Annotated in this window: 15 protein-coding genes; 12 read left to right on the top strand and 3 right to left on the bottom strand. The window is 71.6% G+C overall.

Features of this window, described 5'->3' with window-relative positions; all coding sequences use genetic code 11:
- Positions 1-47: 47 nt before the first annotated feature.
- Positions 48-572 carry a peptidoglycan-binding protein gene (locus OG302_RS17570; RefSeq protein ID WP_371527675.1) on the bottom strand — a complete coding sequence of 175 codons (525 nt, stop codon included), beginning with the start codon at positions 570-572 and terminating at the stop codon, positions 48-50.
- Between the two features lie 260 nt (positions 573-832).
- Between OG302_RS17570 and OG302_RS17565 the strand changes: the two genes are divergently transcribed.
- The 3 genes from OG302_RS17565 to OG302_RS17555 all read left to right on the top strand — a co-directional run bounded on the left by OG302_RS17565 (position 833) and on the right by OG302_RS17555 (position 3,447).
- On the top strand, positions 833-1,987 hold the full coding sequence (locus OG302_RS17565) for a sensor histidine kinase (RefSeq protein ID WP_371527674.1): 1,155 nt from the start codon (positions 833-835) through the stop codon (positions 1,985-1,987).
- Positions 1,988-2,668 carry a response regulator gene (locus tag OG302_RS17560; RefSeq protein WP_371527673.1) on the top strand — a complete coding sequence of 227 codons (681 nt, stop codon included), beginning with the start codon at positions 1,988-1,990 and terminating at the stop codon, positions 2,666-2,668. It begins immediately after the preceding gene.
- Between the two features lie 290 nt (positions 2,669-2,958).
- A complete protein-coding gene (locus OG302_RS17555; protein ID WP_371527672.1) occupies positions 2,959-3,447 on the top strand; it encodes a helix-turn-helix domain-containing protein in 489 nt (162 codons plus the stop codon).
- A 51-nt stretch (positions 3,448-3,498) separates the two neighbouring features.
- On the opposite strand, the gene OG302_RS17550 is transcribed toward OG302_RS17555, so the two are convergent.
- Positions 3,499-3,894, bottom strand: a complete 396-nt coding sequence (locus OG302_RS17550; protein ID WP_371527671.1) for a hypothetical protein — start codon at positions 3,892-3,894, stop codon at positions 3,499-3,501.
- Positions 3,895-4,189: 295 nt separating this feature from the next.
- Here OG302_RS17550 and OG302_RS17545 point away from each other — a divergent pair, with 295 nt between their 5' ends.
- The gene (locus OG302_RS17545; RefSeq protein WP_371527670.1) at positions 4,190-5,278 is read left to right on the top strand and encodes an XRE family transcriptional regulator; all 1,089 of its coding nucleotides are present in this window, start codon (positions 4,190-4,192) and stop codon (positions 5,276-5,278) included.
- A gap of 446 nt (positions 5,279-5,724) precedes the next feature.
- Complete coding sequence (locus OG302_RS17540; RefSeq protein ID WP_361182196.1) at positions 5,725-6,714, top strand: malate dehydrogenase; 990 nt, start codon at positions 5,725-5,727, stop codon at positions 6,712-6,714.
- Here OG302_RS17540 and OG302_RS17535 read toward each other — a convergent pair.
- The gene (locus tag OG302_RS17535; protein ID WP_371527669.1) at positions 6,707-8,152 is read right to left on the bottom strand and encodes an MFS transporter; all 1,446 of its coding nucleotides are present in this window, start codon (positions 8,150-8,152) and stop codon (positions 6,707-6,709) included. The two genes, OG302_RS17540 and OG302_RS17535, sit on opposite strands and share 8 nt — an antisense overlap.
- A gap of 98 nt (positions 8,153-8,250) precedes the next feature.
- Between OG302_RS17535 and OG302_RS17530 the strand changes: the two genes are divergently transcribed.
- The 7 genes from OG302_RS17530 to OG302_RS17500 all read left to right on the top strand — a co-directional run bounded on the left by OG302_RS17530 (position 8,251) and on the right by OG302_RS17500 (position 14,823).
- On the top strand, positions 8,251-9,219 hold the full coding sequence (locus tag OG302_RS17530) for a LysR family transcriptional regulator (RefSeq protein WP_371527668.1): 969 nt from the start codon (positions 8,251-8,253) through the stop codon (positions 9,217-9,219).
- Positions 9,220-9,290: 71 nt separating this feature from the next.
- Positions 9,291-11,111, top strand: a complete 1,821-nt coding sequence (locus tag OG302_RS17525; RefSeq protein ID WP_371527667.1) for a hypothetical protein — start codon at positions 9,291-9,293, stop codon at positions 11,109-11,111.
- On the top strand, positions 11,108-11,488 hold the full coding sequence (locus tag OG302_RS17520; protein ID WP_371527666.1) for a hypothetical protein: 381 nt from the start codon (positions 11,108-11,110) through the stop codon (positions 11,486-11,488). The genes OG302_RS17525 and OG302_RS17520 overlap by 4 nt, the downstream gene beginning before the upstream one ends.
- Positions 11,489-11,498: 10 nt before the next feature.
- On the top strand, positions 11,499-12,257 hold the full coding sequence (locus tag OG302_RS17515) for a hypothetical protein (RefSeq protein WP_371527665.1): 759 nt from the start codon (positions 11,499-11,501) through the stop codon (positions 12,255-12,257).
- A 56-nt stretch (positions 12,258-12,313) separates the two neighbouring features.
- Complete coding sequence (locus OG302_RS17510; protein WP_371527664.1) at positions 12,314-12,562, top strand: helix-turn-helix transcriptional regulator; 249 nt, start codon at positions 12,314-12,316, stop codon at positions 12,560-12,562.
- On the top strand, positions 12,559-13,101 hold the full coding sequence (locus OG302_RS17505) for a hypothetical protein (RefSeq protein ID WP_371527663.1): 543 nt from the start codon (positions 12,559-12,561) through the stop codon (positions 13,099-13,101). The genes OG302_RS17510 and OG302_RS17505 overlap by 4 nt, the downstream gene beginning before the upstream one ends.
- Positions 13,102-13,293: 192 nt before the next feature.
- On the top strand, positions 13,294-14,823 hold the full coding sequence (locus OG302_RS17500) for an aldehyde dehydrogenase family protein (RefSeq protein WP_371527662.1): 1,530 nt from the start codon (positions 13,294-13,296) through the stop codon (positions 14,821-14,823).
- The last annotated feature ends 16 nt before the right edge of the window (positions 14,824-14,839 follow it).

Here is a 14,839-nt window from a genome sequence, read left to right as displayed (position 1 = left end):
GCCCGTCCTCCCCCGGGGGACGGGCCACCGCCGTGTCGCGGCGAGGATCAGCCGCAGGCCGAGGCGGAGGTGTAGGACGCCGCCTTGAAGCCCACCCCGGTGCTCACCTGGATGTAGTGGGCGCCGCCGCCCTTGGTGCGCTTGATCCAGAAGTCGTGCTTGGTGCCGTCGTACTTGTGGATCTCGTAGTTGCCCTCGTAGTGGCTGAAACTCAGCTTGCTGTCGTTCTTGCCGAACGTGTTCTTGCCGACGATGCCGTCGGCGTTGAGGCCGCGGGCCGCCTGCCACTTCTTGGTCGCCGTCTTCGTGCCGCTGCCGAACCGGCAGTCCACACCGGAGTACGCCAGGTTGCCGTCCGCCCACAGGACGGCCTGCCACAGGGCGGTGGCGTTGCTGTGCGCGTGCGAGGTGGTGCTCAGCAGGCCCTCGTCGCCCCAGTCGTCGTTGATGGATCCCTGGCCCGAGACGTAGCCGGAGCCGGCGTCGGCCGATGCCGGGGTCGTGCCCAGGGCGATCCCGCCGCCGAGGGCGGCGATGACGGCGGCCGTTGCGGCCTTCTTGCGCAATGACATTGCGGTCCCTTCTCCGGAGCGCGGCCCGGGTCCCCCCGTTGGGTCCCCCGTCGGGCCCCGCCCCCGAACTGCCGGGCCCCGATGGTCGGCCGGTGCCCGTGGTGCTGGTCCAAGAAGCTACGGGCGGCCCGGCGGGGCGTCGTCCCGCACTCGGTTGATCTCGCGGTGCGCCCTGCGAGGTAGCCGCGCGGTTGCTGCAACTTCCGCTGTACCGCGGTGGTTTGACGTTCCGGTGCCCGCACCCGGGCTACGCTGCGGCGATGCGGATCCGCCCCCTCGTCGCCGATACGTCGATCGCGGTCGCCCTCACCACCGTCGCCGTACTCCTCGGGCAGGAGTCCGCCAAGCAGGGGTGGCCCGAACTCGACGTGCGGGGCTATGTGCTGGTCGCGCTGGTCAATGTGCCGATCGTGGCCCGCAGCAGGGCCCCGCTCACCGTGCTCACCGTCGTGTACCTGGCGTGGATCGCGTACGTCACCGTCGGCTACTGGCCCGTGGTGAACACCTTCGGGCCCATGCTCGCCGTCTACACCGTCGCCTCCCTGAAGCCCCCGCGCGTCTCTCTGCCGTGCGCCGCGCTGATGAGCGCGGTCTGGATCTACGCCGGCGCGATCAGCGAGGGCGCGACCATGGCGTCCGTGATCGGGCAGGCCATCGGCTTCCCCCTGGTGATCTGGCGGTTCGGGCATGTCGCACGCCGGTCCGCCGAGCTGGCCAGGCAGCTCAAGCGTGAGCAGGACGAGCGGGCGCGGCGCGAGGTGGCCGAGGAACGCGGGCGCATAGCAAGGGAGTTGCACGACGTCGTCGCTCACCACATGTCGGTGATATCCGTGCAGGCGGGCCTCGCGAAGTTCGTCTTCACGTCCGATCCGGCCACCGCGCACGCCGCGCTGTCCACCATCTCCGGCACCAGCGGCGAGGCGCTGGAGGAGCTGCGCCGCATGCTGCGGGTGCTGCGGGCCCGGGAGGAGGGCGACGGCGCGCCCGACGCGCCGATGCCGGGGCTCGCGCGGCTCGGCGAGATGGTCGAGCGGGTGCGGGCCGGGGGAGTCGCCGTCGAGCTGCGCGTCGAGGGGACGTCGCGGCAGCTGGCTCCCGGGGTCGAACTGTGCGCGTACCGCGTGGTCCAGGAGGCCCTGACGAACGTTCTGAAGCATGCGCGCGGGGCCGGTGCGCTGGTCGAACTCCGTTATCAGCCGCACCATGTCACGGTCTCGGTCACCAATGACGGCGAGGGGGTGATTCCGGACAGAGTGGGTACGGGGGGCGGTCATGGGTTGATTGGGATGCGGGAGCGGGCCAAGCTCTACGGCGGGACGATCAGCATCGGCCCGCGGAGCGAGGGAGGGTTCGCCGTGCGACTGACCCTGCCGACCTCGGCGCAGGCCGCATCGCAGGGGGACGACGCGACTTAAATGACCAGGGTGCTCGTGGTCGACGACCAGTTCCTCATCCGGGCCGGTCTGGTGGGGCTGCTGCGCGCCGCGCCCGGCATCGAGGTCGTCGGGGAGGCGGGGGACGGGGCGGAAGCCGTCGCGCTCGCCGCGACGACCCGGCCCGACGTGGTCCTGATGGACATCCGCATGCCCGGCATGAGCGGCATCGTGGCCACCGAGAAGATCCTCTCCGAGGCGCCCGAACCGCCGCCGCGCATCCTGGTGCTGACCACGTTCGATCTCGACGAGTACGTGTACGGGGCGCTGCGGGCCGGGGCGTCGGGCTTCCTGCTCAAGGACTCCGGGCCCGAGCGCCTGCTCGCCGCGGTGGCCGCCGTCGGGGGCGGCGACGCGCTCTTCGCGCCCAGCGTCACCTGCCGCCTCGTCGAGGCCTTCGCCCGGCAGACCGGGCCCGGGGCCAAGGACCGTGCCGAACCGCCCGCCGATCTGGGGGCGTTGACCCTGCGCGAGGTCGAGGTCCTGAAGCTGATCGCCACGGGCCTGTCCAACGCGGACATCGCCGACCGCCTCTACATCAGCGAGGCCACTGTCAAGACCCACCTCAACCGCACGATGTCCAAACTCGACCTGGACAGCAGGGCGCAGGCCGTGGTGGTGGCGTACGAGACGGGCCTCGTCACGCCGGGCGGCGGTGGCTGAAGGCGCTGGTCGTCGAAGCCCCCGGTAACTGAAGGCGGCGCCCGTCCTCTCCCCCGTGGGAGGACGGGCGCCGCCGGTCTGTGTGTGTGGGGGGGGGGGCCGCTCCAACGGGAACCAGCGTCATCCCCCCGCGGATTCCGTACAAGGGATGCCTTGCCCCTGTGGCACGGAGGTGACCATTCCGCAGCGGTGTTCCCAGCCCGCAACAGCTGGCGGCGGGGCGCGGAAGGAACCACTTCGGGTCGCTCCGCCGTCATGCGGGCAAACGGGGCACATGCTGGGGGTGAAGCATGAGTGCTGCCTGGCAGCCGCTTCCGGAGGCACTTCCGCCGGAGGTACGGCATTTCGTGGAGCAGTTGCGGCTGCTCAAGGACCGCACCGGCCTGAGCCTGATCGAGCTCGGCAGGGAGACGGCCTACAGCAAGTCCTCCTGGCAGCGTTACCTCAACGCGCAGCAGCCACCGCCCCGGCAGGCGGTCGCGGCGCTGTGCAAGGTGGCGGGGGAGGACGGCGAACGGTTCTGCGCGCGCTGGGAGGTGGCCGTCCGCGTGTGGCCGCGGGGTGGGGCGGGCAGTGCGCGGCCCGCTCCGGGCGTCGTACTGAGCAAGGCGGGCAGGGACGTGCCCCCGGTCCGGCCGAGAAGGCCGAGAAGGCCGAGAAGGACACAGCGGCCGTCGCGCGCTCGCTCGGCGTGGACGTGGCGTTCCACCGCGGGCGTCACCGCGTTGCTCGTCCTCATGGTGCTGCTCGAAGGACTCCTGCGCTACCTCATGCGCTAGGGCCGCGACGGGATGGCGGCCCCAGCTGGATGGTGAGGTGGAGTCGGGGGATCAGCCGCGCCGGTCGTACGCGGCCTTCTTCCACGTGCCGTTGATCTTCACGTAGTACGTGCCGGAGAGGCGCTTGAAGCCGACGCCGTGCTGGTGGCCGGTGTAGGTGACGTGGCCGCCGCTGCCCGGACCGTTCAGGTAGTCGTCCGCGACGCCGAACGTCTCCTTGCCGACGATGCCGTCCACGTCCTCCGTGTCCTCGTGCTGCTGCCACCACTTGGTGGCCGACTCGGTCCTGCGGCCGAAGCTGTGGCGGGACAGATCGCCCTCGTCGCCCCCGCCGTCACGGCCACCGCCGCGCCGAGCAGCCGCTTCGGCCTGCCCTTGCTGATCCGCAGGTGATCCCCTTATGTGGTGCGTTGACGTCTCCGGTGCTCCCTCCAGGAGCCATCCCATATAAGGGTCAACCAGTACATTCGGAATCGATTGGGACGCCCCGACCTGCTGCCAGGGGTTCCGGATCGTGATGTGGGACTGCGATGGGACACTGGACGCCGGACCGCACGGAGTGCAACGGTGCACGCCCGTGGACCGAATGCCCCCGTGCGCCCTCGGTCCGGGAACTGACATCCTGACTTTCGGCATCCCTCTGGGTAGCCCATGACAGGAACAGCGGGGGCTGCCTCATGGGCGGAGCGGGGGAACCACGCGCGGGGGCACGTTGGCACGTACGGGGGGATGAGGGGGAGCAATGCCTCGTTGGAAGGCGCTACCGGATGAGCTGGACTCGGAGGTCAGGGAGTTCGCCAGTCAGCTGCGCAGGCTCGTCGACCGCAGTGGTCTGAGCATTGCCGCGGTGTCGGACCGCACCGGGTACAGCAAGACGTCGTGGGAGCGTTATCTGAACGGGCGGCTGCTCGCTCCGAAGGGTGCGATCGTCGCGCTTGCCGAGGTGACGGGCACCAACCCCGTTCACCTCATCACCATGTGGGAGCTCGCGGAGCGCGCGTGGAGTCGCTCCGAGATGCGGCACGACATGACCATGCAGGCGATCCGCATCTCCCAGGCGCGGGCCGCGCTGGGCGAGCTGGGACCGAATCCGCCCAAGGGCAAGGGGAACAGCGGCGCCGCGCGCAATGGCGCCCCCGGCGCCGGTACCGGCGGCGGTGTCGATTCCGCCGACCGCCCCGGCCGTCCCGGCGGCAGCGTCACCGGGGTCGCGGGCCCCGCGGGCGTCTCGCCCACGGTGCCGCCGCAGATGCCGTACGGAGGCGGGGGCGACCAGGGCGCCGGGCCGGGGCCGTCCGGTCCGGCCGCGCCGAGGCGTGGCGCCGACTCGCCCGACCGGCAGCGGCGGCGCAGGAAGCTGACGATGTTCCTCGCGGGTGTCGTCGGCGCGCTCGTCGTCATAGCCGCCGCCGTCTTCCTGACCGGCCTCGGCAAGGACGACAAGGGAGACGAGAGCGCCAAGCCGCCGGCGTCGCCGAGCACGAGCGAGAAGGACCTGCCCGCGGGCGTCGAGTGCACCGGCAAGAGCTGCACCGGCAAGGACCCGGAGACCATGGGCTGCGGCGGCGAGCTGGCCGGTACGACGACCCGCGCGACGGTGGGCAAGGCCGTGATCGAGGTCCGCTACAGCAAGACGTGCGGGGCGGCATGGGCGCGCATCACCCAGGCGGCCCCCGGCGACAAGGTCACGATCTCCGGCGACGGCGCCAAGCAGAACGGGACCGTGAACGCGGACTTCGACGCGTACACGCCGATGGTGGCCGTCAAGGACGGTGCTTCGGCGGAGGCGTGCGCGACCCTCAAGGCCGGCCAGACCGGCTGCACGAAGTAGGTGCAGCCGGGTCCGGACGTCGGGAGTGGCCACCGGGAGGTGGCGGCCGCCAACACAGGGGGGGGAGCGTGGCGGCCGCCTGGGGGTGTGACCACTCCCGTGGGGGTACTCGTGCGTGTGCCCCGACCTACGCGAGACATGCCTGTCGATTTCGCGGATTTTTTTCGCAGGCCTCTGAGCCGCTGTTTCCCGGCGGATTTCCTCCTCCCGACCGCCGCCCAGCAGCCGTTCGACCGCCGCGCGGCAGCCGTTCGGCAGCCGTCCAGCGGCACGGCTTGATCTTTGTGGGGTGGGCCACACCCTCCCGGGGTTCGGGGGTAGGCGGGGCGCGATAGCCTGAGCGGCGGATCTCTCTTGATGCCAAGAGATCGATCATCGAGGGCGTCCTTGGGGATCCAGCACAAGGGGCAGGGACCCCCACCGCCAGCTGTCTTACGGAGATCGCCATGACCCGCACTCCCGTGAATGTCACCGTCACCGGCGCGGCCGGCCAGATCGGCTACGCGCTGCTCTTCCGCATCGCCTCGGGCCACCTGCTCGGCGCGGACGTGCCGGTCAATCTGCGACTGCTCGAGATCACGCCGGCCCTCAAGGCCGCCGAGGGCACCGCCATGGAGCTCGACGACTGCGCCTTCCCGCTGCTGAACTCGATCGAGATCAGCGACGACCCGAACGTCGCCTTCTCGGGCGCCAACGTCGCCCTCCTCGTCGGCGCCCGCCCCCGCACCAAGGGCATGGAGCGCGGCGACCTGCTCTCCGCCAACGGCGGCATCTTCAAGCCGCAGGGCAAGGCGATCAACGACAACGCCGCGGACGACATCAAGGTCCTCGTCGTGGGCAACCCGGCCAACACGAACGCGCTCATCGCGCAGGCCGCCGCCCCGGACGTACCGGCCGAGCGCTTCACCGCGATGACCCGCCTGGACCACAACCGCGCGCTCTCGCAGCTGTCGAAGAAGACCGGCGCCCCGGTCTCCGACATCAAGCGCCTCACCATCTGGGGCAACCACTCGGCCACCCAGTACCCCGACATCTTCCACGCGGAGATCGCCGGCAAGAACGCCGCGGACGTCGTGAGCGACCAGGCCTGGCTCGCCGACGACTTCATCCCGACCGTCGCCAAGCGCGGCGCGGCGATCATCGAGGCCCGTGGCGCGTCCTCGGCCGCCTCCGCCGCCAACGCCGCCATCGACCACGTCCACACGTGGGTGAACGGCACGGCCGCCGGTGACTGGACCTCCATGGGCATCCCGTCGGACGGTTCGTACGGCGTTCCGGAGGGCCTCATCTCCTCCTTCCCCGTCACCACCAAGGACGGCAAGTACGAGATCGTCCAGGGCCTGGACATCAACGAGTTCTCGCGCACGCGCATCGACGCGTCCGTCAAGGAGCTCACCGAGGAGCGCGAGGCGGTTCGCGGCCTCGGCCTCATCTAGTACGCCCTCCCGTACGGCTCGGCTCGTACGGCAGCTCGTCCACCTCGCCCCCGGCAGCCGCTCGATCGGCAGCCGGGGGCGACGTGCGTCCGGTCCGGTAGCCGAAGGTGACCAGGGCCGCCGCGGCCACCACCGCGAGCCCCACGACCCGCAGCGCAGCCTCCATGCCGGAGGTGAATCCCGGGTGCGAGGCGAGGACCGTCCCCGTGACGGCCACCCCGAGTGCGGCGCCGACCTCGCGGGCCGAGGTGCCCAGGCCCGAGCCGAGCCCGGCCTGGTGCGGCGGCAGTGACGAGACGACGCCGAGGGTGAGCGCGGGCATGCACATTCCGGTGCCCGCCGAGATGACGAGCAGCCAGCAGGCGTACGCCGCGTAGGGCGTGCCCGCGTCCGCCGTGGACGCCCCGAGCAGGCCGAGCCCGATCAGGAGCAGTCCGCCGCCCACCAGCGGGCGCGGCCGGCGCGACCAGCGGGCGGCGAGCTTCGGTACCAGCACCATCCCCACGGTGAGCGGGATGATGGCGAGGCCCGCGCGGGCGGCGCCGTAGCCCTTCACGTACTGCAGGTACTGCGAGTTGACGTAGAAGAGCGCGAAGAGGCCGAAGAAGGACGCGGCCGTGCCGAGGGTCGCCGAGCGCAGCCGGCGGGATCTGAAGACCCGCGGGTCGAAGAGCGGTGCGCGGGAGCGCAGGGCGTGCACCACGAAGCCACCGATGAGCGCCGCGCCCAGCGCGAACGCGACGAGGATGCGCGCAGACGTCCAGCCGTACATGGGGCTCTCGATGATGCCGAAGAGCACCGCGAGCAGCCCGCCGGTGAGGAGGACCGCGCCGACGGGGTCGACGGCGGCATCGGGCGACGTCTCCGTACGGGGCGCGGTGCGCGCCACGGCGAGGGCGAGCAGCGCGGCGAGCGGCACCATCAGCCAGAACAGCGCGCGCCACGGCAGGTACTGGCCGATGAGGCCGCCGACCGCGTTCCCGGCGAAACCGCCGAGCCCGGCGGCGAGCGCCCAGGAGGCGACGGCCCGCGGCCGCTGCTCGGGCGTGGCGGTGCGCACCAGGATCGACATGGTCGCGGGCATGATCAGCGCGGCTCCGGCGCCGGAGACACCGCGTCCGGCGATCAGCTGGACGGGTCCGGCGGCGAGCGCGCTGACCGTGGCGCCCAGGGCGAAGAGGCCGATCCCGCAGAGCAGCGCGCCCTTGCGGCCGTACCGGTCGCCGAGTGCGCCCGCGGGGATGAGCAGCCCCGCGAAGACGATGACGTACGCGTCGACCGTCCAGAGCAGTTCGCTGGACGAGGGGGCGACGGACGACGAACTCAGCTGCGGGATCAGGAGGTTGATGGCGGCGACCATGCCCTGCGCGACGAGCACGCAGGCGCAGAGCGTCAGTTCGGCCGAGCGCTTGAGACGGTTCGGGGCAGGCGAGGGCAAGGCTCCTCCAAGGAGCGTCAGGGGTCGTGGTGCGGGGGGTCCTGCCACCGTAGGCTCGGCGCTTACCTGATCTCCAGTGCAACCTTTGCAAGGGATGAATGCGCGTGACGCAATCCGAACCGGGCGGTCCCGGCAGCGGCCTCGACCTCAATCTCCTGCTCGCCCTCGACGTGCTCCTCGACGAGGAGAGCGTCTCCGGCGCCGCCCGCCGCATGCACCTGTCGGAGCCGGCGATGAGCCGCACCCTGGGCCGCATCCGCAAGGCCCTCGGCGACCCCGTCCTAGTGCGGGCGGGACGGCAGATGGTGCCCACCCCGCACGCGCTCGCCGTCCGGGCCGAGGTGGGCGCCGTGGTGGAACGGGCAAGGGCGCTGTTCGCCGGTCCCGGCGCGGCCGATCTGCGCACCGTGTCCCGCACCCTCACCGTCCTCGGGCAGGACTCGATCGCCGCCGCCTACGGCCCCGCGCTGTTCGCCCGCGCCGCCGCCGAGGCACCCGGCGTCCGCATCCGCTTCCTCGGCGAGAGCCACGTGGACGCGCCCGTGCTGCGCGAGGGCACCGCCGACCTGGAGGCCGGGGTGATCGACACGGTCGCGCCCGAGGTGCGGGTGGAGCGGCTGCGCGACGACCGGATGCTGGGCGTCGTGCGCCCAGGACACCCGTTGCTCCAGGGCGGGTTGACCCCCGAGCGGTTCGCCGCCGCCGACCACATCACGGTCTCCAGGAGGGGCAGGCTGCACGGGCCGCTGGATGCCGCCCTCGCCGAACGGGGGCTCGAACGCCGGGTGGTGGGCAGCGTCGGGACGTATCCCTCGTCGCTCTTCATCCTCCTGCGCACCGACCTGGTGGGCCTGGCCGTCTCCTGGGCGCTTCCCCTGACGGACACCCTCGGCCTGGTCACCTTCGAGATCCCCCTCGACCTGCCGGTGCTCCCGCTGGGCATCGCCTGGCATCCCCGGCACGACGCGGACCCGGCCCACGCGTGGCTGCGGCAGTGCGTGCGGGACCTGCTGGCGGAGACCCCCGCCCGCACAACGGCCGAGGATTCACTTATTCGAGGGGCATAATCACCTTTCTGTGGCCCTTGCGTACACGCTCAGTTACGATCCAATTCCGCTTCATCTCAACGGAGTTGGCCATGGCAGCTCACACCGAGGCCACCAGGCTGTTGTGCGCCGGCGTCCATCTGGACGCGGTGTTCCGCAGGCGGGTCGTCTCCGAACTCGTCGGCCATGCGGAGCGCCCTGTGGCGCCGCCGCTCGGTGCCGATGTGCTTCCGGTGCTCGCGCACGCGCTGCGCGCCCGGCGCGAGGAGCTGTTCACCGCGCTGCTCCTTGCGGCCGTGTGGACCGGGTTCCTCGTCACCGACGCGGTGATGATCTGGGACGCGCTCGAAGACGCCCAGGGCGGCAAGTCCGGCGTCTCCGGCGTCGACCTCGCGCTGCTCGCCTTCGACCCGGACGACCTCGTGGACACGGGACCCGCCGTCACGTTCGGCGCCTTCGTGCCGGGCGGCTGGGCGATCGCGTACGCCGTGGTGGTCGTCTCGCTGTGGCTGGCGCGGGTCGTCTCCGGCCGGGGCACGGACGGCGGGATCCTGCGGCAGGTGGCGCTGCCGGCACCGCTGGCCTGGCTGCGGCGCCGGCTCGGCTGGCTGGTGACCGCGTTCGTGTGGTGGTGCGCCGCGGCATACGCGTACTTCGCGCTCGCCGGGATCAAGGACACCCCGTACCCCGTGATCTTCCCGCTGCTCATCGCGGCGGTGGTGTGGCGCCACCAGTTCCTGCGCAAGCGGACCCTGCGCACCCAGCTCGCCCGGCAGGCCTTCGCCGAGACCGAGCAGCCCGCCATCCCGCGGCGGTTCTCCCGCATCGTCGACTGCATCCACCGCGAGCAGAACGCCCCGGTCACCCTCTACGACGCGAACCGCCCCTTCGTGGGCGCCGGAAAGCCCCGCAAACCGTGGTCGGTCGTCCTTGAGCTGCAGCGCGCGGAGAAGGAGAAGGACCGGGACGCCGGGGTGCCTCCGCAGCGCGCGTACGAACCGCTCGCCGCCCGCGAGGTCATCAAGATGATCGAGCCACGCCTGAAGGATCTGCGCAGGTCAGCCGCGGCCAGCAGCGTGGACCGGCTGCGGGAACTGGAGATCGAGGAGTTCGTCTACCTCCCGGCGGGCGCGGGCCGCGACGAACAGCTCTACACCGGACACGGGTACGAGACCGCGGGGCTCTACGACGCCGGCCAGGCGGCCCGGCATCTCGAACGGGCGGCCGGCGAGGGCGGGGAGGCACGCCGTCACTTCCTGCGGATCCGGGTCGGCGCCTGGAACGAACAGGTCGTTGTCTCGCTCCTGGTCCGGGTGCACACCCAGGGCGGCATGCTGGTCCTCGAAGTGGTGCCGCACGTGCTCGGGCCGATCGTCCCCGAGTTCCGCGAGGTCGACACGATCGTGGCCCGCGAGCCGGAGGGTCCCGTCCGCGACGCCCTGCGCGCCTGCGTCGACGGCCCGGCGGTCGGCGTGGCGATCGGCATCGCCGCCCTGCGCGCACTGCCCTCGCTCGTCCCCTCGTTCCGGCTCTGGCTCGCGCAGCCCGAGGGAGCCGTCGCCGCGTCACCGGCGGTGCGCGCTTTGCGGGTCGCATGCGACCGGCTCGGGATCGGCGCCCCCGCAGCGGCGCCGCCGGACGCCCCGCTGGTCTCGCTGCGCCAACTGGCCAGCACCGACGACCTCTCGCTCTTCCAGGAGATGGACGTCGCCCGCTACACCCGCACCCTCCAGGACCGCATCGGGGAGGGGGTCCGCGACGCGCTGCGGGCCGGCGGCTTCCGCACGGACCGACTGGAACAGAACATCACGCAGATCAACAACAGCGGGGTCTACATCACGGAGATGTCCGGCGGCGCGATCGCCACCGGCTCCCACGGCCGGGCCACGCACACCGAGAGGAGCACGGCATGAGCGGCGAGCAGGAGACCGGCGGCGGGGCGCACGTCCAGATCGGCTCGATCACCGGCGGCTCCCAGGCCTTCGGTTCGCACGGCACGGCCGAGTCCACCAACCACACGGTGGTGGTGGCCGATCCGAAGCAGCAGCACCTGCTCACCCAGGTCCGGGCGTTGCGCGGCGAACTGGCCCGCACCGAGGGGCGCACGGCCGACGACGACGCGCTCGACGCCGAACTGGGCGAGGTGGAGGGGGAGATCAGTCGCGCGGGCCGCGGTGACGCCGGACTGCTCGGCAGGCTCCGCACCCGCCTGGAGCAGTACGGCGCCGCCGCCGCGACCGCCGCCTCCGTGACGGCCGTCCTCCAGGCGATCACCCAGGTCACGGGCTGAGGGACGAGCGGTGCGGATCTTCGACGCCGACCGCCAGGAGTGGGTCGGCCACGAGCAGGAGCAGCGGATCGCCGAGCTCCACGGCCGGGACGCGGTGCTCCAGGACAAGGCGCTGCGCGGTGTCGTGACGGTCCTCGCCGTGTGCGGTCTGGGCTTCGGGGCGTGGGCGCTCGGCTGGAAGGACGAGCCGCGCCCGACGGGGTACTTGACGGTTCTGGAGCAGCCTTCGAAGAGCACGGGCGCCGGCGTCGAGGGCGACACCGCGGCCCCGTCTCCCGACGGCGTGCCGCCCGCCCCGTACGAGGAGGTGTCCGACGAGGAGGGCTTCAGGCTCGCGGTGCCGCGGGGGTGGGTCCGTGACCTGGTCGAACCGGCCGAGGGCTTCAACGTCGTCAACTACCGCAGCCCGAAGGGGGACGGGCGGCTCCAGGTGTACCGGGTGGGGGAGTCGTCCCCTTACGCCTCGCTGCGGACCTGGCTGGACGAGACCCCGATGCCCGGCGGCTTCGACCAGCTCGGCCCGCTGGAGCGCAGGAACGACGACGGCCGCCCCGCGGCCCGCGTCGAGTACGTGGCCGACACGTTCAAGGGCGAGCCCGACCTCGGCCCGTGGCACGTCATCGACCATCGCTTCCAGGCGGTGGACGGCCAGTTGTACGCCGTGGCGGTGTACGGCTCCGACGCGGACGGCAGGGACGACGAGGAGGAGCTCCTGTCCACCGCCCTGTCGTGGTTCTGCCCGTCGGGCGGGACCTGCCCCAAGCCTTGATCACCACCACCTGTCGCCCGTTGCCAACCTACTCACAGATGTAGTACTTCTTATACATGAGCGAGCAGGTGCACAACAGGTTGGCGATGGTGCGCGCGGAGCGGAAGGTGTCGCGCCAGAGCCTGGCCGAGGCAGTGGGGGTCCACTACCAGACCATCGGCTACATCGAGCGCGGGCAGTACAACCCGAGCCTCGACCTGGCGCTGAAGATCGCGGTGTTCTTCGGGCTGCCGGTGGAGGCGCTGTTCTCCCTGGAGCCGTTCCGCCCGCTCACGGACGAGGTCTACGGGAGGAGTCAGGAATGACGGACCAGCAGGTGCGGGAGACGGGGACGCGGCGGATGACCGGCTACGACCGGCGGATGTTCGCGCTCATGAACCGGCGCGAGGGTGCGCCGATGTACGCCACCGCCGTGCGCAGGCGCATCGCGGTCGGCGCCCACATCGCGCTGACCGTGGCGAGCGTCGCGGCCTGGCTGCTCACGGTCGTCGGCGACCAGCGCTGGGCGATGTGGACGATGCTCGCGCTGCTGCTGCCGTGGTGTGTCGCCACCGGCGTCATCAACGGCGCCACGCGCGGCCTCCTCGAACTGCGCGAACGCGCGCTCGACGAGCGGCAGCGCGCGGAGCGCGTCCGCGTCGCGGCGCGTGCCCGTCAGGTCATGCTGTGGCTGCTCCTGGTGGCCGCTGCCGGCGCGGGATTCGCCGCCTACCAGGGATGGGACGCCGAAGGGCTGCTCTTCCCGGCGCTGTTCACCGCGTTCGTCGTGCACTGGCTGATGCCGTTGTGGGTGGCCGGGCTCGCCGTGCGGGACGAGCCAGCGGACTTCGACGAGACCGACTGACGGGCCCTCGGGCCGAGTTCCGGCCCTTCCCTGTATAACGCCACCTCCCCGGACAAACCGTTCTTCGTGCGTACGTATCTCCCCAGGTGCCTGCACGCGCAGTGACACAGCGCACTTTCAGTTATGTAATGCGCATGGTTTCTCCACCTGGGGGCATGTGCTCCCGGCTACCGCGGGTGACCGGCGGGGCGAATGACAGGAACGGAAGGCAAACGGGACGTGTCCGCACAACAGACCATCCATGTGGGCGGGGAGTGGCGAAACGCCCTCTCCGGCGCCACACGCGAGATCCTCGACCCGGCTGATGCCAAGCCGTTCGCACTGATCGCCGAAGGCGGCACCGAGGACACCGACGCGGCCATCGCCGCCGCACGCGAGGCGTTCGACCACGGGCCGTGGCCGGCCACGCCCGTCGCCGAACGGGCTGCACTGCTGCGCCGCGTGGCGGACCTCCTCGTACGCGACCGGGAGAAGATCGGGCTGCTGGAGAGCCGCGACGCCGGCAAGACCGTCGAGGAGGGCCGCGTCGACGTCGACTGCGTCGCCGACGCCTTCCGCTACTTCGCCGACCTGGTGATCGGCGAGGGTGCGGGCCGTGTGGTCGACGCCGGGTCCGATGACATCCACAGCGTCGTCGTGCACGAGCCGGTCGGCGTCTGCACGATGATCACGCCCTGGAACTATCCGCTCCTGCAGGCCAGCTGGAAGATCGCCCCCGCGCTCGCCGCGGGCAACACCTTCGTCATCAAGCCGAGTGAGGTCACTCCGCTGACGACGGTCGCGCTGATCGAGCTGCTCGTCGAGGCGGGCCTCCCGGCCGGTGTCGCCAACATCGTGACCGGCCCCGGCCACACCGTCGGCGCGCGCCTCTCCGACCACCCCGACGTCGACCTGGTCTCCTTCACCGGCGGCCTCGTCTCCGGCACCAAGGTCGCGCAGGCCGCGGCCCTCGGCGTGAAGAAGGTCGCCCTCGAACTCGGCGGCAAGAACCCGAACGTCGTCTTCGCCGACGCCTGCGCCACCGAAGAGGGCTTCGACACCGCCGTCGACCAGGCGCTCAACGCGGCCTTCATCCACAGCGGGCAGGTCTGCTCCGCCGGTGGACGCCTCATCATCGAGGAGTCGGTGCGCGAGCGCTTCGTCGCCGAACTCGCCCGCCGCGCGAGCCGCATCAAGCTGGGCCGCGGCACCGAGGACGGCGTGGAGTGCGGCCCGCTGGTCTCGCAGCAGCAGCGCGAGAAGACCGAGATGTACGTCGCCTCCGCGCTGGAGGAGGGCGCGGTCCTGCGCACCGGCGGCAAGCGCCCCGAGCCCAGCGACGTGCGCCCCGCGACCGGTTACTTCTACGAGCCGACCGTCCTTGACCAGTGCCACCGCGAGATGCGCGTCGTCCGCGAGGAGGTCTTCGGCCCGGTCCTGACCGTCGAGACCTTCCGCACCGAGGACGAAGCGGTCGCGCTCGCCAACGACACCGAGTACGGTCTCGCGGGTGCCGTCTGGACCAATGACGCGGGCCTCGGTCGCCGCATGGCGCGGCGCCTGCGCCACGGCACGGTCTGGATCAACGACTTCCACCCCTACCTGCCGCAGGCCGAGTGGGGCGGCTTCGGCAAGAGCGGCGTCGGCCGCGAGCTCGGACCCGCCGGACTCGCCGAGTACCGCGAGTCCAAGCACATCTACCAGAACCTCGCACCGCAGCCGGTCCGCTGGTTCGCGGGCTGAGGCCCGACTCACGAAG

Source organism: Streptomyces sp. NBC_01283 (genome assembly GCF_041435335.1).
Lineage (GTDB): Bacteria > Actinomycetota > Actinomycetes > Streptomycetales > Streptomycetaceae > Streptomyces.
Note: the sequence above shows the minus strand (reverse complement) of the source record. Positions and strands in the feature narration are given on the sequence as shown.

Excerpts from the sequence above, each read along its gene's own strand:
- OG302_RS17570 (WP_371527675.1), bottom strand. The coding sequence starts at position 572 with ATGTCATTGCGCAAGAAGGCCGCAACGGCCGCCGTCATCGCCGCCCTC.
- OG302_RS17565 (WP_371527674.1), top strand. The coding sequence starts at position 833 with ATGCGGATCCGCCCCCTCGTCGCCGATACGTCGATCGCGGTCGCCCTC.
- OG302_RS17560 (WP_371527673.1), top strand. The coding sequence starts at position 1,988 with ATGACCAGGGTGCTCGTGGTCGACGACCAGTTCCTCATCCGGGCCGGT.
- OG302_RS17555 (WP_371527672.1), top strand. The coding sequence starts at position 2,959 with ATGAGTGCTGCCTGGCAGCCGCTTCCGGAGGCACTTCCGCCGGAGGTA.
- OG302_RS17550 (WP_371527671.1), bottom strand. The coding sequence starts at position 3,894 with ATGGGATGGCTCCTGGAGGGAGCACCGGAGACGTCAACGCACCACATA.
- OG302_RS17545 (WP_371527670.1), top strand. The coding sequence starts at position 4,190 with ATGCCTCGTTGGAAGGCGCTACCGGATGAGCTGGACTCGGAGGTCAGG.
- OG302_RS17540 (WP_361182196.1), top strand. The coding sequence starts at position 5,725 with ATGACCCGCACTCCCGTGAATGTCACCGTCACCGGCGCGGCCGGCCAG.
- OG302_RS17530 (WP_371527668.1), top strand. The coding sequence starts at position 8,251 with ATGCGCGTGACGCAATCCGAACCGGGCGGTCCCGGCAGCGGCCTCGAC.
- OG302_RS17525 (WP_371527667.1), top strand. The coding sequence starts at position 9,291 with ATGGCAGCTCACACCGAGGCCACCAGGCTGTTGTGCGCCGGCGTCCAT.
- OG302_RS17520 (WP_371527666.1), top strand. The coding sequence starts at position 11,108 with ATGAGCGGCGAGCAGGAGACCGGCGGCGGGGCGCACGTCCAGATCGGC.
- OG302_RS17510 (WP_371527664.1), top strand. The coding sequence starts at position 12,314 with ATGAGCGAGCAGGTGCACAACAGGTTGGCGATGGTGCGCGCGGAGCGG.
- OG302_RS17505 (WP_371527663.1), top strand. The coding sequence starts at position 12,559 with ATGACGGACCAGCAGGTGCGGGAGACGGGGACGCGGCGGATGACCGGC.
- OG302_RS17500 (WP_371527662.1), top strand. The coding sequence starts at position 13,294 with ATGACAGGAACGGAAGGCAAACGGGACGTGTCCGCACAACAGACCATC.